The 26,224-nt window shown below is 74.7% G+C and carries 9 protein-coding genes; 5 read left to right on the forward strand and 4 right to left on the reverse strand.

What is annotated here, in order from left to right; genetic code table 11:
• The 4 genes from ABD140_RS37900 to ABD140_RS37915 all read right to left on the reverse strand — a co-directional run.
• Positions 1–7,721: amino acid adenylation domain-containing protein (locus tag ABD140_RS37900; protein ID WP_344247522.1), on the reverse strand; the 7,721-nt coding region annotated here is incomplete at its 3' end.
• Positions 7,718–20,158 carry an amino acid adenylation domain-containing protein gene (locus ABD140_RS37905; protein ID WP_344247524.1) on the reverse strand — a complete coding sequence of 4,147 codons (12,441 nt, stop codon included), beginning with the start codon at positions 20,156–20,158 and terminating at the stop codon, positions 7,718–7,720. The genes ABD140_RS37900 and ABD140_RS37905, both read right to left, overlap by 4 nt.
• Before the next feature lie 76 nt (positions 20,159–20,234).
• On the reverse strand, positions 20,235–21,203 hold the full coding sequence (locus ABD140_RS37910) for an ABC transporter substrate-binding protein (protein ID WP_344247526.1): 969 nt from the start codon (positions 21,201–21,203) through the stop codon (positions 20,235–20,237).
• Positions 21,204–21,240: 37 nt separating this feature from the next.
• Positions 21,241–21,480, reverse strand: coding sequence for a phosphopantetheine-binding protein (locus ABD140_RS37915; protein WP_344247528.1), 240 nt, complete (start codon positions 21,478–21,480; stop codon positions 21,241–21,243).
• Positions 21,481–21,704: 224 nt separating this feature from the next.
• Between ABD140_RS37915 and ABD140_RS37920 the strand changes: the two genes are divergently transcribed.
• The 5 genes from ABD140_RS37920 to ABD140_RS37940 all read left to right on the forward strand — a co-directional run.
• Positions 21,705–22,451 (forward strand): 2,3-dihydro-2,3-dihydroxybenzoate dehydrogenase, encoded by a 747-nt coding sequence (locus ABD140_RS37920; RefSeq protein WP_344247530.1) that lies wholly within the window; start codon positions 21,705–21,707, stop codon positions 22,449–22,451.
• An 18-nt stretch (positions 22,452–22,469) separates the two neighbouring features.
• Positions 22,470–23,639 carry an isochorismate synthase gene (locus ABD140_RS37925; protein ID WP_344247532.1) on the forward strand — a complete coding sequence of 390 codons (1,170 nt, stop codon included), beginning with the start codon at positions 22,470–22,472 and terminating at the stop codon, positions 23,637–23,639.
• 8 nt (positions 23,640–23,647) lie between these two features.
• Entirely contained in the window at positions 23,648–25,270 is a 1,623-nt protein-coding gene (locus tag ABD140_RS37930) for a (2,3-dihydroxybenzoyl)adenylate synthase (protein ID WP_344247534.1), read from the forward strand.
• A 27-nt stretch (positions 25,271–25,297) separates the two neighbouring features.
• Positions 25,298–25,957 (forward strand): isochorismatase family protein, encoded by a 660-nt coding sequence (locus tag ABD140_RS37935; protein WP_344247536.1) that lies wholly within the window; start codon positions 25,298–25,300, stop codon positions 25,955–25,957.
• Positions 25,958–25,981: 24 nt separating this feature from the next.
• Positions 25,982–26,224 (forward strand): LysR family transcriptional regulator (locus ABD140_RS37940; protein ID WP_344247538.1); only part of this gene is annotated, 243 nt, incomplete at its 3' end.

A 26,224-nucleotide genomic window follows, 5' to 3' on the forward strand; every position in this document is an offset into this window, starting at 1 on the left:
GTGGAGTCCAGCAGGATGGTCTTCTCGACTTCCGGCAGGGTCTTCGCGACGGTTTCCGTGGTCAGAAGGCACAGCGGAGAGGCGTCTTCGAGCATGAACGCCAGGCGTTCGGCCGGGTAGTCCAGCTCCAGAGGCAGGTAGGCGGCACCCGTCTCCAGTACTGCGAACAGCGCGGCCACCATGTCCACCGAACGCGGCAGACCCAGCGCCACGACCCTCTCCGGACCCGCACCACGCGCGATCAGCAACCGCGCGATCCGGTTCACCCGCGCCGCCAGCTCGGAATAGGTCACCCGCTCCGCACCGAAGACGAGCGCCGTCTCGCCGGGCGTGCGCTCCACCTGGTCGGCGAGGAGGTCGGCGACGGTGGCCTCCGGCAGCGGGTAGGCCGTGTCGTTCCAGCCGTCGATCCGCGCGGCCTCGGCCACGGTCAGCAGGTCGATGTCGGTGACGCGCCGCGCCGGGTCGGCCGTGACCTGCTCCAGCAGCGCCTCCAGCCGGGCCAGCAGCAGCTCGGCGGTGGAGGTGTCGAACAGGTCGTGCGCGTACTCCAGGACGAACTCCACGCCGCCCGAACCGCCGGCCTCGGTGTACTCGATGACGTTGAAGTCCAGGTCGAACTTGGAGCCGGCGGTCGCGAACGGCTCCGGCCGGGTCTCCAGGCCGAACAGGCTGTCGTTGCCGCCGGTGAGGTTCTGGTAGCCCAGCATCACCTGGAACAGCGGGTGCCGCGCCGCCGAGCGCGGCGGGTTGACCGCCTCGACCAGCCGCTCGAACGGCAGGTCCTGGTGGGCGAACGCCTCCAGGTCGGTGCGCCGGATCCGGTCGACCAGCTCGGTGAACGCCGGGTTCCCGGACACGTCGGCGCGCAGCACCAGCGTGTTGACGAAGAAGCCGACGAGGTCCTGCAGGGCGTCGTCGTCGCGGCCGGCGGCGGGGCTGCCGAGCGGGATGTCGTCGCCCGCGCCGAGCCGGTGCAGCAGCGCCGCCACGGCGGCCTGCATGACCATGAACGTCGTCGCGCCGGTCCGCGCCGCCAGGTCCTTGATCCGGCGGACGAGGCCTTCGGGCAGCTCCCGGTCCACGGTGCCGCCCCGGTAGGTGGCGACGGCGGGCCGGGGCCGGTCGGCGGGCAGCGCCAGTTCCTCGGGCAGCCCGGCGAGCGCGGTGCGCCAGTAAGCGGCCTGCTCGGACATGAGGCTGTCCGGGTCGGCGAGGTCGCCGAGCAGCTCGTGCTGCCAGAGGGTGTAGTCGGCGTACTGGACGGGCAGGGGTCGCCAGACGGGTGCGACGCCCTCGCGCCGTGCCCGGTAGGCGGCGGTCAGGTCGGTGATGAACGGCCGGATCGACCACTCGTCGCCGACGATGTGGTGGAAGAGGAACACCACGACCTGCTCACCGGGGCCCAGCCGCAGCACCTTGGCGCGCAGCGGGAGCTCGTGGTCGAGCGCGAAGGCGTACTGGGCGGCGGTGTTCACCGCGTCCGGGAGCGTCTCCTCGGTGACGTCCTCGACCTCCAGGACGGGTTCGGCGCCGGTGACGACCACCTGGTGGGCCAGGCCGTCCTCCTCGCCGAAGACCGTCCGCAGCGACTCGTGCCGCTCCATCACGTCGCGCAGCGCCTCGCGCAGGGCCGCGAGGTCCAGTTCGCCGCGCACGCGCAGCGCCAGCGGGATGTTGTAGGCGGCGCTGCGCCCCTCGAGCTGGTGCAGGAACCACAGCCGGCGCTGGGCGTAGGACAGCGGTACGCGCGGCGGGCGGCGGCACGGCGCCAGGACGGGCCGGTCGGCTCCGCTCTCGGCTCCGGCGGCGCGGGCGGCGAGCCCGGCGACCGTCCGCTCCTCGAACAGGTCGCGGATGGTCAGCTGGACGCCGAGGGCGGCCCGCGCCTTGGTGATGAGGCGGGTGGCCAGCAGGGAGTGGCCGCCGAGGGCGAAGAAGTCGTCCTCCACCCCGACGGGCACGCCGAGCACCTCGGCGGCGAGCGCGACGAGGGTCTCCTCCTGCGGGGTGGCGGGCGGGCGGCTCCGCGAGGCCGAGCCGGCGTCCGGCTCGGGCAGGGCGCGCCGGTCCAGCTTGCCGTTGGTGGTGAGCGGCAGCCGGTCCAGCGTCATGATCGACGCGGGGACCATGTGGTCGGGCAGCCGCTCCTTCAGCCAGTCGCGCAGCGTGCCGGTGAGCGCTCCGGCCTGCCGCGAACGGCCCGGCACGTTGGCGTAGGCGGCCAGGACGTCGCGGGCGGCGGACGGCGGCGTGTACAGGCCGGTGAACGCGCCGTCCTCGGGGGTGAAGACGGCCTCGAAGAGGTCCTCGCCCTCGCCCCAGGTGGTCAGGGCGGTCAGGCCCAGCGACGCGGCGAGGTCGTGGAGGTCCTCGGGTTCCACGCCGGACGGCGCCGCGAGCAGGGCGCGCAGGGCCGCGGCGGCCGTGACGTCGTCGGTGAGGACGCGGCGGGCCGCCGACTCGCCGCCGAGGCGCGGGTTGGGCACCCCGGCGAGCCGTACCGGGCCGTCGATCCCGCGCAGGCGGGCGGCGAGCCCGTCCAGGTCGGCGGCGTCGCTCCCCCACCGCAGGACGGGCGCTCCGGACAGGTCGGCGACCGGGCCGGTGCGCACCACGGCGTCGAAGCGGTGGCGGGTCAGCTCGTTGTGCGCCCGGCCTCTGCGCATGCGCACGTCCACGCCGGTGACGCCGGGCAGCGTCGGGGCGAGGAACGCGAACAGGCCGGGGTCGACCAGGAGCTCCTTCTCCAGCAGCAGGCCGCGGTCCACCGACGCGCGGACGGCGGCGGCATCCACCCCGGCTTCCGTGCGGCCGAGGTGGATGCCGGTCTGGAAGCAGCGCGCGCCGCGCAGGTTGCGCAGGTCACCCAGCAGCAGCGAGCCGCCGGGGGCGAGGAGGGTCAGCGCGTTGCGGATGACGGTCTCGAAGTACTCGACGCTCGGGAAGTACTGGGCGACGGAGTTCAGCACGACCGTGTCGAAGTGGCCGTGCGGCAGCCCGCTCACGTCGTGGGCGGGCGCGCAGCGCAGCGTCACCTTCCCGGCGAGGTCCGGGTGGGCGGCGACCTGGCCGCGCAGCGTCTCGATCAGCGGGGCCGACAGGTCGGTCGCCCAGTAGTCCTCGGCGTCCGGGGCGAGCTGCGACATGAGCAGGCCGGTGCCGACGCCCAGCTCCAGCACGCGCCGCCCGCCCAGGGAGCGGATCGTGGCGACGGTGGTGTCGCGCCACTCGCGCATCTCCTCGACGGGGATGGGCGCGCCGTCGTAGCTGCTGGTCCAGCCGACGAAGTCCGCGCCGAACGCCTCGGCGGGGCCCTGGGCGTACTGGGCGTCGTACACCTCCTTCCACTCCTGGACCTGGTCGAGGTCGTCGGCGCTCTTGCCGGTGGCGACGGGCACGACGTAACCGACGAGCCGCCGGGTCTCGCCCCGGTCGCTGACGACGACGGCCGCCTGCGCGACCTCGGGGTGGCGGGTGAGGACGTCCTCGATCTCGCCGAGCTCGATCCGGTAGCCGCGGATCTTGACCTGGTCGTCGGTGCGGCCCAGGTAGTCCAGGAGACCGTCCTCGCGCCACCGGACGAGGTCGCCGGTGCGGTACATGCGCTCGCCGGGGGCACCGAAGGGGTTGGCGACGAAGCGCTCGGCGGTCAGGGCGGGACGGTCGAGGTAGCCGCGCGCCATGCCGACGCCCTCGATGTACAGCTCGCCGGGGACTCCGGGCGGGACGGGACGCAGCCAGGCGTCCAGGACGTGGGCCCTGGTGTTCCAGATGGGACGGCCCACGGTCGCGGTCGCGCTGTCGGTGGTGCCGCCCCCGAGGGTGTTGATCGTGTACTCGGTCGGACCGTACAGGTTGTAGCCCAGCACGCCCTCGGTCTCGCGCAGACGCGTCCACAACGCCTCCGACACCGCTTCGCCGCCGAGCAGCACCAGGGCGGGCCGGTGGCGGCCGGAGTCGAGCAGGCCGAAGTCGAGCAGCTCACCGGCGTAGGAGGGGGTGACGTTGATGACGTCGATGCGGTGCCGGGCGCAGTAGGCGGTGAGCGCGTCGGCGTCGCGGCGCAGTTCCTCGTCGAGGATGTGCACCTCGTGGCCCTCGACGAGCCAGAGCAGCTCCTCCCACGACATGTCGAAGGAGAACGAGACGGTGTGCGCGATCCGCAGGCGCCGCCCGCCTTCGGCCGTCACCACCGGCTCGAAGATGGCCTCGCGGTGGTTGAACTGCATGTTCGTCAGGCCCCGGTAGGGGGTGACGACGCCCTTGGGACGGCCCGTGGAACCCGAGGTGTAGATGACGTAGGCGGGGTGGTCGAGTCCGACCGGGGCGATGCGGTCGATGTCCGTCACGGTGTCCCCGGACAGACCTGCCAGTTCCGCCACGACTTCGGTGGAGTCCAGCAGGATGGTCTGCTCCGCCTCCGGCAGGGTCTTCGCGACGGATTCGGTGGTCAGAAGGCACAGCGGGGATGCGTCTTCGAGCATGAACGCCAACCGCTCGGCCGGGTAGTCCAGCTCCAGAGGCAGATACGCCGCACCGGTCTCCAACACCGCGAACAGCGCCGCCACCATGTCCACCGAACGCGGCAGACCCAGCGCCACGACCCTCTCCGGACTCGCACCACGCGCGATCAGCAACCGCGCGATCCGGTTCACCCGCGCCGCCAGCTCGGAATAGGTCACCCGCTCCGCGCCGAAGACGAGCGCCGTCTCGCCGGGCGTGCGCTCCACCTGGTCGGCGAGGAGGTCGGCGATGGTGACCTCGGGGAAGGCGCGCTCGGTGGCGTTCCAGCCGTCGAGGCGCGCCAGGTCGCCGGAGGTGAGGGGCAGCAGGGCCGACAGCGGGGTGCGCGGCGCGGCGACGAGCTGCTCCAGCAGCCCCATGAGCCGTGCCGACATCGCCTCCACCCGCGCGGCGTCGAACACGTCGCACCGGAACTTCCACTCGAAGGACATCGGCTCGCCCGGCAGGCCGGGGTTGGTGGTGAACGACAGCGGGAAGTGCGTCGCGTCGAGCGTGTCCACCTCCTCGATGCCGAAGCGCTCCGAGAGCCGGTCGCGCTCGGACATGTCGGCGGGGGTGTTGCGCACGACCTGGAGGGTGTCGAAGAGCTGCGGCAGGCCCGCCGCGCGCTGGATGTCGGCCAGGCTCGCGTGGTGGTGGGGCAGCAGCGCGGCCTGCTCGTTCTGGAAGCGGGCCAGGAAGTCCACGAGCGGCTCGTCCGGGCGCAGGCGCGCCCGCACCGGGACGGTGTTGAGGAACAGGCCGATCATGTCCTCGATCCCGGCGACCTCGGCGGGGCGGCCGGAGACCGTCGCGCCGTACACGACGTCCTCCCGTCCGGTGAGGGAGGCCAGGAGCAGGCTCCACACGCCGCTGATGACGGTGTTGAGGGTCAGTCCTCGGCCGCGCGCCAGGTCGGTGACCGCGCCGGCGAGCGCGGCCGGGACCTCGGTGAGGACCATGCCGGGGGCCTCGCCGCCGCGCAGCGTGTGGCCGGGGGCGACGAGCGTCGGCTCGGCGACGCCGTCCAGGGACCGCGCCCACGCGGCGGCGGCCTCCTGCCCGTCCTGGCCCTCCAGCCACTCCAGGTAGCGGCGGAAGGAGGTGGCCGGGGGCAGCTCGGTGCCGCCCTCGCACAGGGCCAGCAGCTCCTTGACCACGAGGCTGGACGACCAGCCGTCCCACAGCAGCGTGTGGTGGGTGACGACGATCCGCTGGACGCCGCCGGGGAGCAGTACCGAGGTCATCCGGATCAGCGGCGGGTCGGCGAGGTCGAACCGCTCGTCCAGGTCGGCTTCCATCAGCGCGGCCAGGGCGTCCTCGTCCGCGCCGGTCAGGTCGGCCTCGCGCAGCGGCATCGGGCGGGGCGGGACGACGACCTGGACGGGGCGGGACAGCCCGTCCTGGAGGAAGCCCGTGCGGAGGTTCGGGTGGCGGGCCAGCAGGGCGTCGCCGGCGGCGCGCAGGACGGCGGCGTCCACGGGGCGGCGCAGGTCCACGACGAGCTGGGTGATGTAGAGGTCGCGGCCGGTGGTGTCATAGCCGGACTCGAACAGCAGGCCGGCCTGGAGCGGGGACAGCGGCAGGACGTCCTCGGCCTCCGCGGGCAGCAGGGCGCGTTCGGCCTCGGTCAGCTCGACCAGGGGCTGGCCCTGCGGCGCGGTCTCCACGGGTTCGCCCGCGGCCTCGGCGACGGCGGTGAGCGCGGCGACCGTGCGGTGTTCGAACACCTGGCGGGCGGTGAGGGCGAGACCGGCGGCGCGGGCGCGGCCGACGAGGGTGATGGAGACGATGCTGTCGCCGCCGAGCGCGAAGAAGTCGTCGTCGGCGCCGACCTCGGGCTGGTCGAGCAGTTCGGCGACGAGGTCGGCGAGCAGGCGTTCGGTGCCCTCGGCGGGCTCGCGGTAGGGGGCGAGGACCCCGGCCTCCTGGGGCGCGCTCGCGGTGTGGCCCTCGCCCAGGCGCGGCAGCGCGGGCGGGATCTGGGCGGACGCGTCGGCGAACGCGGTGAGCAGGTCGGTGAGGCGGGCGGCGATCCGGGCGGCGGTGGCGGCGTCCACCAGCTCGGGACGGTGGTTGACGGTGAGGTCGAGGGCGTCGCGGCCGGGCTGGACGGTCAGGCCGAGCGGGAAGTGGGTGGCGTCGCGCGCGCCCAGACCCGTCACGGTGATGCCGTCGGCGGTGAGCGCGGAGGCGTCGCCGGTGTAGTTCTCGAAAGCCAGGAGGGTGTCGAAGAGCGTGCCGGTCCCGGCGAGGCGCTGCACGTCGGCCAGGCCGACGTGGTGGTGGTCCAGCAGCCGCGCCTGCTCGTCCTGGACACGCCGCACCAGCTCGCCGAAGGTCTCGAACTCATCGGTCCGCACCCGTACCGGCACGGTGTTCACGAACAGGCCGACCATGTCCTCGACGCCTTCGAGGTCGGCGGGGCGGCCGGAGACCGCCGCGCCGAACACCACGTCGGCCGAGCCGGTGAGGGAGCCCACGGTCAGGCCCCACACGGTCTGCACGACGGAGTTGAGGGTGACGCCGAGCCGTCCGGCGGCCTCCGCCACCCGGACGGCGAGGCCGTCGGGCAGCGGTACCGCGAGCTCGGAGACCGGTCCCGCGCCGCTCCCCAAGGGGGCGACGAGCGCGGGTGTGGCAAGACCGCGCAGCGCCTCCCTCCAGGCCAGGGCGGACTTCTCGGCGTCACGTCCTTGAAGCCACACCAGGTACTCGCGGAACGGGCGGGCGGCGGGCGGCGGCGTGCCGTCGTAGAAGGCGAACAGCTCGCGCAGCAGCACCGGCATCGACCATCCGTCGAGCAGCAGGTGGTGGGCGGTGATGACGAGCCGGTGCGTCAGGGGCCCGGACGGCACCAGCGTGAAGCGGACCAGGGGCGGGTCGGCCACGTCGAACGGGACCTCCCACTGGGCGTCCAGGACGTCGTCCGGGTCGCCCTCGGCCACCGTGAACGGGACGTCCACCGCCGAGGGGATGAACTGGACGGGTTCGTCCAGGTCCTCGTACCAGAACCCGGCGCGGAGGTTGGCGTGCCTGCGCAGCACGGCCTCGACCGCGTCGCGCAGCCGCCCGGCGTCCAGCGGGCCGGACAGGTCCAGGTACGACTGGACGGTGTAGACGTCCCCGTCGCCGTCGTCGTAGAGGGCGTGGAACAGCAGGCCCTTCTGGAGTGGCGACAGCGGGTAGACGTCTTCCAGTGCCGACTCGGTCACTTTCGTCTGCTCCTCAGCATTGCTTCAAGCTTGTCGATCTGCCGCTGCCCCAGAGAGACCAGGGACAGGTCGGATGGTGTGCGGCCTCCCGCGGCCGGTCCGCGCGCGTGCCGGGCCAGGGCGGCGAGCGCGGCCAGCCAGCCTTCGCCCAGCCGCCGGACGGCGTCGGCGTCCAGCAGCCCGGCGGGCCAGGAGAGCCCGATCCTCAGGCCGGTCCCCGCGACGGCGACGGCGTCGGCCTCCAGCGGGTAGGGCACGGGGAGGCCGGGGTGGGGCGCGGCGGTGACGGCGTCGGCCTCGGCGGCGAACGGCCAGTGCGCCGCGGCGGACGCCGCCGGGTCCTGCCGGCCCCGGTAGTTGAACAGGATCTGCGGGCGGGTGCCCGCCGCCAGTTTGGCGGAGGCCTGCGGGTGCAGGTGCCGCAGCAGCCCGTAGCCGAAGCCCGGCACGGCGCGGACCTGCTCCTTGACCTTCTTGACGAGGTCGCCCGCGGCCGGTCCGCCGTTCTCCGCCTCCGCCGCGTCCAGGCCTGCCAGGTCGAGCCGGACGGGGTGGACGGAGGTGAACCAGCCGACCGTCCGCGACGGGTCGAGGCCGTCCAGGGGGACGCGGCCGTGGCCTTCCACGTCGATCCGCAGCCAGGGGCCGGCGCCGGGCGTCCGGCCCTCGCGCCACCGCACGACGGCGAGCGCGAGCCCGGCCAGCAGGGCGTCCTCGGCGCCGCAGTGGAACGCCTTCGGCAGGTCGCCCAGCAGCACCTCGGTGTCGGCCTCGGGGAGTGTGAACTCCAGGGACCGCAGGGTGGCCGCCGTGTCCTTCGCCGGGTCGGGCGTCCGTTCGGCGAGCGGGGGTTCGGGGGCACCGAGGTCGCGCCAGTGCGGCAGGTGCGCCAGGTGCTCCGGCGCGTACGCCTCGGCCGCCAGGCGGTGCGCCCAGGCGCGGAAGGAGACGTCCGGGGCGGCCAGCCGCGGCGCGGCGCCGGTGGCCGCCGCCTCCCAGGCGGTGCGCAGGTCCGGCAGCAGGACGCCCCAGGAGACCCCGTCCACCACGAGGTGGTGCGCCAGGAGCAGGAGCCGTCCCGGCGCGGCGGGTCCGGCGTCGAACCAGATCGCCTGCACCATGGTCCCGGTCTCGGGGTCGAGCCGGCCGGCCGCCGCCTCGGAGGCCGCGGCGACCAGTCCGCGCAGCCGCTCGCCGTCCGCTCCGGCGGCGTCCACGCGGTGCACGATCCCCGCCGCGTGCGCGCTCCCCGCCGGGGGGACGTGCGGGGACCAGAGGCCGCCGGGGCGGTCCAGGCGCATCCGCAGCGCGTCGTGGTGGTCCAGCAGCGCCTGGACGGCCGCGGTCAGCGAGGCCAGGTCGGCGCGGACCGGGGTGCGCACCAGCACCGCCTGGTGGAAGGGCGTGATCGGGCCGTCGTGCTCCCGGAACCAGTGCATGACCGGGGTGGGCGGCAGCGGGCCGGTGGCCGCGACCCGGCGGCCGTCGGCCCGCCGCTCCTTCACCTTCGCCACGGCGGCCAGGGCGGCCGGGGTGCGGTGCTGGAAGACGTCCTGCGGGCTGATCTCCAGCCCCGCCTTGCGGGCGCGGGCGACCACCTGGATCGACAGGATGCTGTCGCCGCCGACCGAGAAGAAGTCGTCCTCGGGATCGACGCCGGGCAGCTCCAGGATCGCCGCGAACACCTCGGCCAGCAGGGCGGCGCGTCCGGCGACGGTCTGCAGGGCCTGCTGCGGCTGTCCGGACTCCGGTGCGGGAGCCTCTGCTTCCTTCGCGGGCGCGGCGGCCGTCGGGGCCGTCGGGGCCGGCTGTGCCGCGCGGCGGCGGGCCGGGCGTTCCGGGGCCGGGAGCGCCTTGCGGTCGAGCTTGCCGTTGGGGCTGAGCGGCATCTCCTCCAGCACCACGAAATCGTCCGGCACCATGTGGGCGGGCAGCGCCTTCGCCAGGTCGGCGCGGATCCGCGCGGTCTCCGCGAGGGCGCCGTCCGCGACGAGGTAGGCGGCGAGCCGTCCCGCGCCGGGCCGGTCGTAGCGCGCCATGACGGCCACGTCGGCGACGTCGGGGCGGGCGCGCAGCACCTCCTCGATCTCGCCGGGTTCGATGCGCAGGCCGCGCAGTTTCACCTGGTGGTCGGTGCGGCCGAGGTACTCCAGCTCGCCCGAGGCGTTCCAGCGCACGAGGTCGCCGGTGCGGTACATGCGCTCGCCGGGTGCGCCAAAGGGGTCGGCGACGAAGCGTTCGGCGGTCAGGCCAGGGCGGCTCAGGTAGCCGCGGGCGAGCTGGACTCCGGCGAGGTACAGCTCGCCCGGCACGCCCACCGGCACCGGCCGCAGCCGTGCGTCCAGCACGTGGACGCGGGTGTTCCACACCGGCCGTCCGATCGGCACGCTGCGCGCGCCGGGCCGGAACGGCCAGTAGGTGACGTCCACGGCGGCCTCGGTGGGCCCGTACAGGTTGTGCAGCTGGACGGGAAGCAGGTCGTGCAGCCCCTGCGCGGTGTCGGCGGGCAGGGCCTCGCCGCTGGTGAACACGCGCCGCAGGCTCGTGCAGGCGGGCACCCCGGGGTCGGTGAGGAACGCCTTCAGCATCGAGGGCACGAAGTGCAGCGTCGTGATCCCCCGCTGCCTGATGATCCCCGCCAGGTACGCAGGGTCCCGGTGGCCGCCGGGCTCGGCGAGCACCACCGAGGCGCCCTCGCACAGCGCCCAGAAGAACTCCCACACCGAGACGTCGAACGTCGCGGGGGTCTTCTGCAGCACCTTGTCCTCTGGAGTCAACCCGTACTCGGCCTGCATCCACCGCAGCCGGTTCACGATCGCCCCGTGCGGCACCACGACGCCCTTCGGACGCCCGGTCGACCCGGACGTGAAGATGACGTACGCGGCGTCGCCGGGCACGGCCTCCCGGACCGGCACGGCGGCCATGCCCGCCGTGTGGAGGACGATCCCTTCGGGCACGCCGGGACGGACTCCCGCGGCGGACATGTTCGGCTCACCGGCCCGTGTGGAGGGAGTGGTCGGCGGGACAGGAGTGAGACCGGGGACCGAGGGGAGGCCCGGGAGGGACAGGAGTGCCGCCGGGGCGGCGTCCTCGAGCATCGAGGCGCGGCGGGAGGGCGGGTCGTCGGGATCGAGGGGCAGGTAGGCGGCGCCCGACTTCAGGACCGCCAGGAGGCAGACCATGAGCTCGAGCGAGCGCGGCAGGGCGAGGGCCACGATCCGGCCGGGCCCCGCCCCCCGGGCGCGCAGGACGGCGGCGAGGGCGTCGGCGCGGGCGTGCAGGTCGCCGTAGGTGAGCACCGCGTCCTGGAAGACGACGGCCGTCGCGTCGGGGGTTCGGCGCGCCTGGTCGTCCAGCAGGGCGACGAGGGTCGTGCCGGGCACGTCGTGGCCGGTGGCGTTCCACTCCCTCTGGATCGCGGCGCGTTCGGCGTCCGTCAGGGCGTCGGCGGCCGAGAGAGGCGCGTCGGGTGCGGCGAAGAGCCGGTGGGCGAGGGCCTCCATCCGGGCGGCGAACCGCTCGGCCGTCTCCCGGTCGAAACGCGCCTTGGCGTAGATGAGGGTGAGGTCGGTGGCCTCGTCGCCCTCGCGGAACCCGAACGCCAGGTCGAAGCGGGCGTGGGTGTGCGCGTCCGCCGCGAGGGAGGTGCGGGCGCCCAGGAGGGAGCCGTCTTCGGCGGCGGCGCGGTGGTGCATGACCATCACCTGGAAAAGGGGGTGGCGCCCGGGGACGCGTTCGTGGCCCGCGAGTTCCACGAGGCGTTCGAAGGGGAGGTCGCGGTGGTCGAGGAGGGCGAACTGCTCGGCGCGGACGCGGGCTACGAGGTCGGTGAAGGTGCCGTCGTCGCTGAGCGGGACGCGCAGGACGAGCGTGTTCACGAACAGGCCGACGAGGTCGTCCAGCGCCTCGTCGGTGCGGCCGGAGACCGGCACGCCGAGGGGGATGTCGTCGCCTGCGCCGAGGCGGCCGAGGAGCAGTGCCGTCACGGCCTGCCACACCATGAACGGGGTGGCGCCGGTGGCGCGCGCGACGCGGGCGGCGCCTTCGTGCAGGGCGGCGGGCAGGGTGACGGTCACGGCGTCGCCGGTGGTGTCGGGGACGGGCGGGCGGGGGCGGTCGGCGGGCAGTTCCAGCTCGGCGGGCATGCCCGCGAGCCGCCCGGTCCAGAACTCCGCCTGCCGGTCGGCCTCCTCGCCCGCGAGCAGTTCGGCCTGCCAGGCGGTGTAGTCGGCGTAGGTGACCGGAAGGGGCGCCCAGGCGGGCGCCTCTCCGGCGCGGCGCGCGGTGTACGCGGTGTCCAGGTCGCGCAGGAGGACGGCCTGCGACCACTCGTCTCCGGCGATGTGGTGGACGACGACCGAGAGCGTCCAGGCGTCCGGCCCGAGCCGGTAGAGGGTGGCGCGCACGGGCGCCTCGGACGCGAGCGCGAACGGCGTCGCCTCGTCGCGGGCGACGAGCCCGTCCACCTCGTCCGGCGCGGCCGAGATCAGCGCGAGCCGCGGCCCGGCGGGCAGGACCTCCTGGTAGGGCACGCCGTCCACGTCCGGGTGGACGGTCCGCAGCATGGGGTGGCGGTCCAGGACGTCGTCCCAGGCCGCCATCAGCGCGGCGACATCGACGTCGCCCTCGATCCGCAGCGCGAACGGGATCGCGTAGTCCGTCGCCGCCTCGTTCATCCGGTGCAGGAACCACAACCGCGCCTGCGCCGGCGACAGCGGAGTCCGTCCGCCGGGGGTCGGGGAGGCCGGCATCGGGCGGAGGCGGGGGCGGGTGGAGGAGGTGGTGAGGCGGCGGGAGAGGGACGCCGGGGTGGGCGCGGTGAAGAGGTCGCGGATGGCCAGGTCGGCGCCGAGGGCGGCGCGGATGCGGGAGACCAGGCGCGTGGCCAGGAGGGAGTGGCCGCCGAGGGCGAAGAAGTCGTCGTCGGGTGCGACGGGGGTCTGGAGGATCTCGGCGAAGGCCGCCGTCACCAGTTCCTCGCGGACGTCGCGGGCCGTGCGGGCGGCGCCCGCGGCGGTGTCGGACGGCTCGGGCAGCGCCGAGCGGTCCAGCTTGCCGTTGACGTTCCGCGGCAGCTCGTCCATGAGGACGAACGCGGCGGGGACGAGGTGGGCGGGCAGGAGGGCGGCGAGCAGCCCCCGCAGCTCCGACGGGTCCGTCCGGTGCCCGGCCGCCGGGACGACGTACGCCGCGAGGCGGTCGTCGCGGACGACCACCGCGGCGCGGGCGACGCCGGGCAGTCCGGTGAGGACCGCCTCGACCTCGCCCGGCTCCACCCGGAAGCCGCGGATCTTCACCTGGTCGTCGGTGCGGCCGAGGAACTCCAGCATGCCGTCCGAGGTCAGGCGCACCAGGTCGCCGGTGCGGTACATGCGCTCGCCCGGCGCGCCGTACGGGCACGCGACGAACCGCTCGGCGGTGAGGCCGGGCCTGCCCAGGTAGCCGCGGGTCATGCTCGCGCCCGACAGGTACAGCTCGCCCGGCACGCCCGCCGGGACGGGCCGCAGCCACCGGTCCAGCACGTGCGCGCGGGTGCGGGCGACCGGCCCGCCGAGCGTCGGGGCCGGCGAGGCGGTGAAGTCCGCGCCGAGCGCGTCGACGGTGTACTCCGTCGGCCCGTAGTAGTTGTGCGCGACGACGCCGCTCTCGGCGACCCGCCGCCACATCTGCTCGGGCACCGCCTCGCCGCCGAACAGGAACAGCACCGGCGGCGCCTTCTCCAGCAGGCCCCAGGCCAGCAGCTCGGCCGCGAACGTCGGCGTGACGTCGATCGTGTCGATGCCCTCGGCCGCGCACGCCGCCACGAGCGCCTGCGGGTCCCGCCGCGTGGCGTCGTCGAACACGTGCAGCTCGTGCCCGCACACCAGCGCGATCAGCTGCTCCCAGGAGGAGTCGAACGCGAACGACAGCACGAGCCCGGCCCGCAGCCGCCGCCCGCCGACGGCCTCGACCGCCCGCGCGATCACGGACGTCCGCTGGTGGTCCAGCAGGTTCGCCAGCCCGCCGTGCTGGACCAGCACCCCCTTGGGCCGCCCGGTCGACCCCGACGTGTAGATCACGTACGCCAGCGACCCGGCCTCCGGCACGACACCCGGATCGACGGGCGCGTTCTCCAGCAGCCCGGCGAGCCCGGCGAGCTCCACGCCGCCCACGCCTTCGAGTCCGGCGAGGTCGGCGGGGGCGCCGACCACGCACAGGGGGCGGGCGTCTTCGATCATCAGGCGCAGGCGCTCTACGGGGTGGTCGAGGTCGAGGGGCAGGTAGGCGGCGCCCGTCTTCAGCACACCGAAGATCGACGCGACCATGTCGACGCCGCGGGGCAGGGCCAGGGCCACGATGCGTTCGGGGCCGGCGCCTCGGGCGGCCAGGCCGGCCGCGACGCGGTTCGCCCGCTCGTCCAGTTCCGCGAAGGTGAGGCGTTCGCCGGCTGAGACGACCGCGAGGGCGTCGGGGGTTTCGGCGACCCGGGCGCGGAACGCGCTCACCGCGTCCGGCAGCGCCTCGGGGGCGGGGCCGGTGGTGTCGAGGCGGGCGTGGAGGGCGTGCTCGGCGGGGGTGAGGGGGTCGAGGCGTGCGGCGGTGCGGGTGTCGTCGGCCAGGAGGAGGTCGATGGTGGCGGCCAGGCGGGCGGCGAGGTCCTCGGCCACCGGTTCGGGCAGGAGGTCGGGACGGTGCTCCAGGACCAGGCGGGGGTCGTCGCCGGGCAGGACCATGAGGGACAGGGGGTAGTGGGTGAAGCCGCGGTTGCCGACGCCGGCGACGCGCAGGCCGCTGCGGGCCGCCAGGTCGTCGCCCGCCGGGTAGTTCTCGAAGACCAGCAGGGTGTCGAACAGGCCGGTGCCCAGGCCGGCGGCGGTCTGGATCTCGGCGAGGCCGAGGTACTGGTGGTCCAGGAGGGCGGCCTGCTCGCGCTGGAGCTCCGCCAGGGCGGCGGGCAGCGGCAGGGCGGGGTCCAGGCGGACGCGGACGGGGACGGTGTTGCTGAACAGGCCGACCATCTGCTCGACGCCGTCCAGCTCGGCGGGGCGGCCCGAGACCGTCGTGCCGAACACCACGTCGGTGCGGCCGGTGGCGGCGCCGAGGACCAGCGCCCAGACGCCCTGGACGACGGTGTTGAGGGTCAGGCCGTGGCGGCGCGCGTACGCGGCGAGCCGGCGGCCGGGCAGCGGCAGGGTCCGCTCCACGGGTGTCGCGGGCGCCGCGCCGACGGCGGAGGGGACGAGCAGCGTCGGCCCCTCCAGCCCGGCGAGCGCCTCCCGCCACGCCGCGGTCATCGCGGCGGTGTCCCGGCGGTCCAGCCATTCCAGGTGGCGGCGGAAGCTCGGCGCGGGCGCCGGCTCGGTCCCCCGGTAGGCGTCCATCAGCTCGCGCAGGAACGTCGGCGTCGACCACCCGTCCATGATCAGGTGGTGGGTGGTGAGCATGAGCCGGTGGGCGTCCGGGCCGGTGCGCGCCAGCAGGCAGCGCAGCAGCGGCGGCCGTGCCGGGTCGAACCGGTGGGCGAGCTCGGCGCGCGCGGTCTCGGCGAGCCGCTCCGCGAGCGCCTCGCCGGACAGGCCCGACAGGTCGGTCTCGCGCCAGTCGGGGACGACGGCGGCGTGGACGAGCTGGAGCGGCCGGTCCACGCCCTCGTGCACGAACGCGGCGCGCAGCCCGTCGTGCCGCCGCAGCAGCGCGCCGCGCGCCGAGCGCAGCGCGGCCTTGTCGAGCTCGCCTTCGAGGTCCAGGTGGACCAGGGAGGTGTACACGTCGACGGTGTCGGGCGCGAAGGCCGCGTGGAAGAGCAGCCCTTCCTGCAGGGGCGACAGCGGCAGCACGTCCACGACGCCGGGGTGCTCGGCCTGGATCGCGTCGAGCGCCGCCCGGTCGAGCCGGGCGAGCGGCACGTCGGACGGGGTCAGCCCGCCCGCGCCGGGCATTTCGGCGTGCGCGGCGACGCCTTCGAGCGCCGTGCGCCAGGCGTCGGCGAGCGCCTCGACCTCGGCTTCGGTGAGCAGCCCCTCCGCCCAGATCCAGTGCGCGTTCAGGACGGCCCCGTCCGGTGTCTCCCGGACGAAGACGTTGACCTCCAGCGGGTGGGCGACGGGCATGTCCGGCTCGGTGCGGACGCTGAAGGCGTCCTCTCCGGCCGCCGGGGTCCAGTGCGCGCCGTCGCCTCCGCCGAACCGGCCGAGGAAGTTGAAGAGGATGCGCGGTTCGGGCAGCTCGGCGAGCGCCGCGCCCTCGGCGTCCAGGTGGCGCAGCACGCCGTAGCCGACGCCGTTGCCCGGGAGCGTCCGCAGCCGCTCCTTGACGCGCTTGAGCGCCTCCCCCGCCGCGGGTCCGCCCGCGAGCGCGCCCGCGACGTCCACTCCGGCGAGCGGCAGCCGCACCGGGTATTCGGAGGTGAACCAGCCGACCGTCCGGCCGAGGTCGGCGTCGATTCCGCCGAGTTCCTCCTCCCGTCCGTGTCCTTCGACCCGTACGACCACGTCCTGCCGCCCGGTCCGGGCGGCGACCGCCAGCCCGAGCCCGGCCAGCAGCACCTCGTGCGCGCGGGCGCGGAAGACCCCGCCGACGGGCCCGAGCAGCTTCCCGCTCAGTTCCGCGGGCAGCTCCCGGTGCAGCGTGCGGGTCGTGCTCAGGGTGTCCCGCGCCGGGTCCGGCTCCCGGGAGCCGAGCGCGGGCGGCGCGTCGAGCATCTCCCGCCACAGGGGCAGTTCCTCGCGCAGCCCCTCGGCCGCCCGGCCGAGCGAGCGCGCCCACTCCCGCAGCGGCGTCCCCACGGCCTCCAGCCGGACTTCTCTTCCGTCTCCGGCCTGCTCCCATGCCTCCCGGAGGTCGGGCAGCAGGATCCGCCACGACACCCCGTCGATCGCGAGGTGGTGGACGACGAGCGCCAGCCAGCCGTCTCCGGCGCCGGCGTCTCCCCAGACGGCCTGGACCATCACTCCGGCCGCGGGATCGAGCCGGCCGGCCGCCGCGTCGAGTTCGGCGTCGCGGTCGGCGCCCGCCTCCACCCGGCGCAGCACCGCGGCCGCGTCGACGCTTCCGGCGGGCCGTACCTCCAGCTCCCACGGAGCGGAGTCGAGGGTGAGGTCCCCGGCGCGAGGAGGCACTTCGCCGGGGACCTCGGGGGCGCCCTTCCCGTGCTTCAGCCCCCACCCGGCTGAAGCACGACCCTCCGTGGAGGATGCGGGGACGGCGCCCCGGTCTGTGGACGGCGCGGCGGGCGTGACGGCCAGCCGCAGCGCGTCGTGGTGGTCGAGGAGCGCCTGGAGCGCGGTGCGCAGGCGCGGCTCCCCGGTGGCGGGGACGGCGACGACGGCCGCCTGGCTGTAGCGGGCGGGCACGGGGCCCTGGTCGCGGAGCCAGGCGGTGATGGGGGTGTGCGGGACCGGGCCGACCGCCTGCGCGGGGTCCGCGGACCGCACGGCCGCCTCCTCGCGGACGGTGAGCGCGACGCCTTCGGCCGTCCTGCCGTCGAACACGTCGCGGGCGGTGATGGACAGGCCCGCGCGGCGGGCGCGGGTGGCGGCCTGGATCGCGGAGATGCTGTCGCCGCCGAGGGTGAAGAAGTCGTCGTCGGCGCCGACCCGGGCCAGGCCGAGCACCTCGGCGAAGACCGCGCACAGGGTCTCCTCGCGCGGGGTGCGCGGGGCGCGGCCGCCCGCGGTGAATTCCGGGGCGGGCAGGGCGCGCCTGTCGATCTTCCCGGCGGGGGTGAGCGGCAGCGCGTCCAGCACGACGATCGCGGCGGGCACGAGGTAGGCGGGCAGCCGGGCGGCGAGCGCGGCGCGCAGCCCTGCCTCCTCGGCGGTGCCGGTGACGTAGGCGACGAGCCTGCCTTCGCGGGCGACGACGAGCGCGCGGGTCACGCCGGCGCACGCGGTGAGCGCCGCCTCCACCTCGCCGGGCTCCACCCGGTGGCCGCGGATCTTGACCTGGTGGTCGATCCGGCCGAGGAAGGAGACGTTCCCGTCGGCCTCCCGGCGGACCAGGTCGCCCGTGCGGTACATGCGGGAGCCGGGCTCGCCGTAGGGGTCGGCGACGAAGCGGTCGGCCGTCAGGGCGGGCCGGGCGAGGTAGCCGCGGGCCAGGCCGGACCCGGCGAGGTACAGCTCGCCGGCGACGCCGGGCGGGACGGGCCGCAGCGCGGCGTCGAGGATCCGGACGCGGGTGCCGGAGACCGGCCTGCCGATCGAGGGTTCGGCGGTGTCGGCCAGGCGCGCGCCCAGGGCGTCGACCGTGTACTCGGTGGGACCGTAGAAGTTGTGCGAGAGCAGCCCGTCGACGGCGCGCAGCCGCGTCCACAGGGCGGAGGCGGCCGCGTCGCCGCCGAGCATCAGCAGCAGCGGCGGCGTGCGCTCCAGCAGCCCGGCGTCCAGCAGCTCCAGCGCGAACGCCGGGGTGGTGTCGAAGACGTCGTAGCCGCGTCCGGCCAGCTCGGCGGGCTCCTTGCGGTCGTTCTCGTCCACGAGGTGCAGTTCATGGCCGAGGAAGAGGAAGAGCAGCGCGTCCCAGGAGGAGTCGAAGGTGAACGCGAAGGTGTGGGCGACGCGCAGCGGCCGGTCCACGCGGGCGGCGGCCTCGGCGTAGACGGTGGCCCCGTGGTCGCGCAGCAGGTTGGACAGGCCGCGGTGCAGGACCTCGACGCCCTTGGGCCGCCCGGTCGAGCCGGAGGTGTAGATCACGTAGGCGAGCTGTCCGGGGGCGGGGGCGTCCGGGAGCGGGCCGGGCTCCTGCCCGTCGGCGTCCTGGGGCCGGACGGCGGACGTCCCGTCGGGCAGCGGGACGCCGCCACCGATGACGCAGACCGGCTTCGTCTCGGCCAGCAGCTCCGTCAGGCGTTCGGCGGGCTGCTCCAGGTCGAGGGCGAGGTAGGCGGCGCCGGACTTCAGGACGGCCAGGAGCGCCACGACGAGGTCCGCGGAGCGGGGAAGGGCGAGCGCGACGATGCGTTCGGGGCCGGCCCCGTGCTCGCGCAGCAGCCGGGCGAGGCGGTTGGCCCGCGCCTCCAGCTCGGCGAAGGTGAGGACGGCATCGGGCGCGACGAGCGCGACGGCGTCGGGGGTGCGGGCCGCCTGCGCCTCGAACACGCGGGTGACGGGCTCGGCCGTGCCGTCGTCCTCCGGTCCGGTCAGGAAGTCGCGTTCGCCGGGCAGCGCGACGTCCAGCCGTCCGATGGGCTCCTCGTGGCCGCGGGCGAACGCGCCGAGGAAGGCGAGGAACCGGTCGCGGTGGGCGCGCAGCTCTTCGGCGGTGTGCGCGTCGGGGTTGGCGTCGAACTCGAAGCTGAAGGTGTTCTGCCGCTGGTAGACGGTGAGCTCCAGGTCGTCCACGGGACCGGCGGCGAGGTTGCGGGCGGAGCCTTCGGCGTCGCCGAACCGCAGCAGGTAGTCGAACGGCTTGATGTTGACGCCGGGGCCGGCCAGCGGCACGTCCGAGCCGACGAGGCCGAGGTCGCGCTGGAGGTCCTCGCTGCGGTAGCGCTGGTGGCGGCGCACCCGGACGATCTGCCGCGCCGCCTCCCGCGCCAGGTCGGCCGGGGTGGCGGCGAGGTCCACGGCCACCCGGACGGGCAGCACGTTGACGGCCATCGCCGGGACCCGCGCGGAGCGGGTGCCCATCCTGCCCATGAACGGCATGCCCAGCAGCGCCTCGGGCGTACCGGTCACCCGGTGGACGTAGGCGGCGAACGCGGCGGTGATGAGGTCGGCCCAGGTGACCTTGGCGGCGCGGGCGGCGGCAAGGACCGCCTCGTTGACCTCGTCGGGGGCGGCGGCACGCTCCCGCAGGAAGGTGTGTGCGGCGGGGCGCGGCCGGGCGGAGAAGGGCGCCGGGTCGGGCGCGCCGCCCCGGTAGGCGGTCCAGAAGGCGCGGTCGGCCTCGAAGTCGGCGGAGGCGGTGTACTCGGCTTCTTCTTCCACCAGCGTCGCCAGCGGCAGGAACGGCGAGGCGGCGGGCTCGCGCCCTTGGGCTTCGGCGGTGTACAGCTCGGCGACGCGCCGGGCGAGGAGGATGACGGAGTAGCCGTCGATGACGATGTGGTGGTAGCGCTGGAACCACAGGTGCAGGTCGTCGGCGAGAACGTCGGGCCGCTGGCCGACGAGCTCGGCGCCGACCGGAGCCACCGGTTCCAGCAGTTCCGCGCGCATCCGCGTGTGCGCCTCGGCCTCGGGGTCGGCGTGGCCGCGCAGGTCGACGACCGCCACGTCGGCGGGCCGCGCCCCGCCGGGCACCTGCCGGGGCCCGGCGGGGGTCTCGGTGAAGCCGACGCCCAGGGCGTCCGCCTCCGACAGGCCCCGCCGGACCGCGCGGGTGAAGACCTCGTGGTCCAGCGGCCCCCTGATCTCGACGTACTGGCTGACGTTGAAGCCGGGGTGACCGGGGTCGATGCGCTGGGCGTACCAGACTCCGCTCTGGGCTCCGGTCAGGGCGAGGGGGGTGCCGGACATCGTGTCCTCTCTCGTGCTGGGTCGCGCTTTCAGGCGCGGGAGGGGGCGGGGGGACCGCCCCCTCGGTTCAGCGGGATCAGCCGAGGCCCTGGAGGATCGTCTCGATCTGGTTCAGGACGGCGGTCATGGTGGTGTAGCGGTCGGCGTAGCTGAAGTCGATGCCGTGGACCTGCTCGTTCTTGGCGGCCTTGAGCAGCTTGAAGGAGCTGGAGGCGAGCATCTTCTCGGTCTCCGGGGTGAACTTCCCGCCGGAGTTGCCGATGAGGATGACGTCGGCGTCGTCGAGCTTGGAGAGGTTCTCCAGCGACTCCTCGGTCTCATGCGTCGCGCTGTCGGAGGACGCCGCGGTGAAGGCGCCGCCGAGGTCGTCGACGACCTGGCCGATCCAGGAGGTGCGGGTGCCCAGGAAGTAGTTGCCGCCGCCGTAGGTGGAGACGACGGTGAACTTGTTCTTCGCCAGGGCGTCGGCGTACTTGCCCTTCACCTCGGTGACGCGCGCGTCGTAGGCGTCCTTGAGCTTCTTGAGCTCGGCGTCCTTGCCGACGGCCTGCGCGACCTTCTCGGCGGAGGCGACCAGGTCGGCGGGCTTGGTGACCTCGAAGTACAGGGTCGGCGCGATCTGGCTCAGCTTGTCGATCGGCCAGTTGAAGTCCGGCGCCGAGACGATGATGAGGTCGGGCCGGGCCTCGGCCACCTTCTCCAGGTTGATCTGGTCGCCCGCGCCGATCTCGGGGATCTGCGCGCCGGTGGGCTTCTGCTCCTCGGTCAGCTCCACCGGCTCCTCGATCTTGGTGGTGCCGACCGGGGTGACGCCGACGTCCAGCAGCGCGCCGGTCGCGTAGATGACGCTGACGATGCGCCGGGGGTCGCCCGGGATGGTGATCGAGCCGTTGCTCGCCTCGACGACCTTGCTCGCCGGCTTGGCCGGGGCCTCGGGCTCGGCCCCGTCCTCGGTCCCGCCGCAGCCGGTCAGGGCCAGCGCCGCGGCGGTCAGCGCCGCGGCCAGCAGTCTCGGCCCGCGGAAGGACGTGATGGGGGATCTCATGGTTCTCCTGTGGTGGGGGGTCCGGTGGTCGCCGGAGTCAGCTTCCGAGCAGCCGGGACCAGCGCATGACGGTCGGCTCGGCGGCGAGGTCGGCGAGGTCGACGAACTCGATGTCGGCCCCGTCGGCACGCCAGCGCTCGACGAGGGTCATGAGGCGGACGGAGTCGAGCCCCTGGTCGATCAGGTGGGTGTCGTCCCCGATCTCCCCGGGTGTGAGGTAGAGCACCTCGGCGACGTCCGCGCGGATGCGTTCGAGTGTCAGCGAAGCGTCCGCCATGGTCGTTCTCCTCGGGTCACGGCACGGGAGAGCGAGGGCGGGGAACCCGCGCCGCCCCGCACCCTTGTTATTAGGTAAGGCTTACCTAACGATGATGGGTCGATCTTGGACCTGTCAAGCCGGGGCTCCGATTTCGATCAAGAGCTTGACGATCAAGGAGCATCCCCCTAAAGATAGGCAAGGCTTACCTAAATTAGGCAAGCCTAAGTTCGAAGGGCGGGCTCATGGTCACGGTCATCAGCGGAGCCGGAGGCGGAATCGGGGCGGCCACCGCCCACGCGCTCGCCCGCACCGGGCGCACCGTCGTGGCGCTGGACCGGGACGACCGGTCGGTGCACGAGGTGGTCGCGAAGCTGCGCGCCGAGGGGCTGCGCGCCGAGGGCCATCCCGTCGACGTCGCCGACACCGCCCGCGTGGAGAAGATCCTCGACGGGCTGGAGGCGGCGCACGGGCCGGTCACCGAGCTGGTCAACGTGGCGGGGCTGCTGCGCCCCGGCGCCGTGCTGGAGACCTCGGACGAGGACTGGGCCGCCACCTTCACCACGAACGTGACGGGCGTCTTCGTCCTGTCGCGGGCCGCCGCCAGGCGCATGGTCCCGCTGGGCCGCGGCTCGATCGTGACCGTCTCCTCCAACGCGGGCGGCGTCCCGCGCGCCGGGATGGCCGCCTACGCCGCCTCCAAGGCCGCGGCCTCGCACTTCACCCGCTGCCTCGGGCTGGAGCTGGCCCCCCACGGGATCCGCTGCAACGTGGTCTCCCCCGGCTCCACCGACACCCCCATGCTGGCCGGGCTCGACGCCGGCGACGTGATCGCCGGGGACCCCGCGGCCTTCCGCACCGGCATCCCGCTCGGCCGCGTCGCCCAGCCCTCCGACGTCGCCGACGCCGTGCTCTTCCTGCTGTCGGACCAGGCGCGGCACATCACCATGCACGACCTCTACGTCGACGGCGGCGCGACCCTGCGTGCCTGACGGAACGGAAAGACCCCCTTGAGCATCCTGACGCAGTCCACACCCGACCTCGACCTCCTGGACGACTACGACCCCCACCGGTCCTTCTTCTTCCGTTCGCCGCGGCACACGCTGCTCGCCCAGGGCCTGCTGGCGACCGTGCCGAGCTGCAACGCCCATGACGCCGACACGCTCCTGACCCGGGTGCGCGCGACGCTCGACGAGGCGGCCGAGCGGCACCCGCGGCCGATGGCCGTGGGCGCGATCCCCTTCCACCACGACACCCCGGCGCGGCTCACCGTCCCCGAGACCGTCCGCTGGGCGCCCCCCGGCACCGCGCGCCCCCTGCCGGAGCCGCCCTCGATCTCCTTCACCGAGGCCGAGCAGATCCCCGCCCCCGAGCAGTACATGCGGGGTGTCTCCACGGCACTGGAACGGCTGGGCCCCGGACGGCTGGAGAAGATCGTCCTGGCCCGTTCGGTGCTCCTGCGCGGCGTGCGGGGCGCCGATCCCGGAACGCTCCTGCGCCGCCTGGCGCACAACGACCCGCACGCCTACGTCTTCGCCGCCGACATGCTCGGCGGGCGCGTCCTGCTCGGCGCGAGCCCCGAACTCCTCGTCCGGCGCTCCGGCGCCCTGGTCTCGGCGCACCCGCTGGCCGGGTCGACGCCGCGGCTGCGCGACCCCGACCTGGACCGCGCGGCGGGCGAGGCGCTGCTCGCCTCGGGCAAGGACCTGCGGGAGCACGCCGTCGTGGTGGACGCCGTCGCCTCCGGCCTGCGGCCCTTCTGCCGGCAGCTGACCGTCCCCCCGCAGCCGTCGCTGGTCAAGACCGCGACGATGTGGCACCTGGGCACCCAGATCACCGGCCGGCTCGCCTCCCCCGAGACCTCCTCCCTGCACCTGGCGGCGGTGCTGCACCCCACCCCCGCCGTCTGCGGCAGCCCCCGGAGCCTCGCCCGCCGCGCCATCGGCGAGATCGAGAACCTCAACCGCGGCTTCTACAGCGGAGCCGTCGGCTGGTGCGACGCCTCCGGGGACGGCGAGTGGGCGGTGACGATCCGGTGCGCCGAGGTGGCGCCGTCGGAGATCCGCCTGTTCGCCGGGGCGGGCATCGTGCCGGGCTCCACCCCCGAGAGCGAGCTCGCCGAGACCTCCGCCAAGCTCCAGACCCTCCTGCGGGTCCTGGGCATCGACCGACCCCTGTGAGAAGGATCATGCTCGAGCACTGCACCCCCTGGCCCGAGGAGGCCGCGGCCCGCTACCGCGCCGCCGGCTACTGGACCGGCGAGACGTTCGGCGCCCTGCTGGGCCGGCTCGCCGCCGAGCACGGCGACCGCACCGCCGTCGTCTCCGGCGACGACCGCTGGTCGTACCGGGAACTGGACGAGCGGGCGACGCGCCTGGCCGCCGGGCTGCACCGGATCGGCGTGCGGCCCCGCGACCGCGTCGTCGTGCAACTCCCCAACGTCGCGGAGTTCCTGGAGACCGCCTTCGCGCTGTTCCGGCTCGGCGCGATCCCGGTGTTCTCGCTGCCCGCCCACCGCGCCAACGAGGTCGTGCACCTGTGCCGCCACGCCGAGGCGGTCGCCTACGTCATCGCCGACCGGCACGGCGGCTTCGACTACCGCGGCCTGGCGCGCGCCGCGCTGAAGGAGGCGCCCTCCCTGCGGCACGTGCTCGTCGCGGGCGACGCCGCGGAGTTCACTCCGCTGGACGGCCTGCGAACCGCCGTGGACGGCGACGCCCCCTCCTGGCCGGAGGCCGACCCGTCGGACGTGGCGCTGTTCCAGCTCTCCGGCGGCACCACCGGGACGCCCAAGCTCATCCCCCGCACCCACGACGACTACCTGTACAGCGTCCGCGCCAGCGCGGAGATCTGCGGCCTGGACGCCTCCACGGTCTACCTCGCCGCGCTGCCGGTCGCGCACAACTTCCCGATGAGCTCGCCGGGCGTGTTCGGCGTGCTGCACGCGGGCGGACGCGTCGTCATGGCCCCGCAGCCCGCCCCGAGCGCCGCGTTCCCCCTCATCGAGAGCGAGCGGGTCACGCTCACCGCGCTCGTCCCGCCGCTCGCCCTGCTGTGGATGGAGAACGCGGCCAGGACCCCGCACGACCTGTCCAGCCTCCGGGTCCTCCAGGTCGGCGGGGCGCGGCTGAGCGACGAGGCCGCCGGCCGGGTCCACCCCGTCCTCGGCTGCACGCTCCAGCAGGTGTTCGGAATGGCCGAAGGGCTGGTCTGCTACACCCGCGCGGACGAGCCCGAAGGGTACGCCCTGCAGACGCAGGGACGCCCGATCAGCGAGGCCGACGAGATCCGCGTCGTCGACGAGAACGGCGAGGAGGTGCTGCCGGGCGAGCCCGGCGAGCTGCTCACCCGCGGCCCCTACACCATCCGCGGCTACTACAAGGGCGAGGAGCACGCCGCCTCCGCGTTCACCCCGGACGGCTTCTACCGGACCGGCGACGTCGTGCGGCGGCTGCCGTCCGGGCACCTGATCGTCACCGGCCGCGAGAAGGACCTCATCAACCGGGGCGGGGAGAAGGTCTCCGCCGAGGAAGTCGAGAACCACCTGCTGGCCCACCCCGGCGTGCGCGACGCCGCCGTCGTCGGCGTCCCGGACGCCTTCATCGGCGAGCGCTCCTGCGCGTTCGTCCTGCCCCGGGACCCGGCGCCGGCCGCCGCCGAGCTGCGCGCCTTCCTGCGGGAGCGCGGCCTGGCCGCCTACAAGATCCCCGACCTGATGCACATCGTCGGGGAGTTCCCCGTCACCGGCGTCGGCAAGATCAGCAAACGCGATCTGCGCCGCGCCCTCGCCCAGACCCTGACCCGGCCCTGACCGCCCGAGACCACCCCGAGGTACCCCATGGGACTGCCCAGCATCACCCCCTACGCCATGCCGCAGGACCTGCCCGCGGGCCGCGTCGACTGGCGCCCCGACCCCGCCCGCGCCGTCCTGCTCGTCCACGACATGCAGAACTACTTCGTCGACGCCTTCCAGCGCGACGCCTCGCCGATCCCGGCGCTGATCGCCAACATCACGGTGCTGCGCGCGGTGAGCGACCGGCTCGGCGTCCCCGTCGTCTTCACCGCCCAGCCCGGCGCGCAGACCCTGGAGCAGCGCGGCCTCCTGCAGGACTTCTGGGGGCCGGGCATCCCCGCCGACCCGCAGGCGGCCGCGATCATCGCCGACCTGGCCCCGCGCGGCGGCGACACCCTGCTGACCAAGTGGCGCTACAGCGCCTTCCAGCGCACCGACCTGCACCGCCTCCTGGCCGAGCAGGGCCGCGACCAGCTCATCGTCACCGGCGTCTACGCCCACATCGGCTGCCTGATGACGGCTTGCGAGGCCTTCATGTCCGACATCGAGCCCTTCTTCGTCGCCGACGCCGTCGCCGACTTCTCCGCCGCCCACCACGCCCAGGCCCTGCAGTACGCGGCGGACCGCTGCGCCCGCCTCCTCACCACCTCGGACGTCACCGGGGCCCTGGCCTCCGCCGCCGACCTCTCCTCCGCCCGCGCCTGACCGCCGCGGCGGTAGGGTGCGCGTATGAGGCTCCGGCAGCTGGAGTACGCGATCGCCGTCGCCGAGGAGGCATCGTTCACCGAGGCGGCGCGGACGGTGCGGGTGAGCCAGCCCGCGCTGTCCCACCAGGTGAAGGCGCTGGAGGAGGAGCTCGGGAACGCGCTCTTCGAGCGGCTGCCCGGCGAGGTGCTGGCGACCGGGCACGGAAGCCGGTTCCTGCCGCACGCGCGGGCCGCCGCGGCCGCGGCGCGGGCCGCGGCCGAGGCC

This window comes from Actinocorallia libanotica, from assembly GCF_039525175.1.
In the GTDB taxonomy this organism is placed as follows: domain Bacteria; phylum Actinomycetota; class Actinomycetes; order Streptosporangiales; family Streptosporangiaceae; genus Actinocorallia; species Actinocorallia libanotica.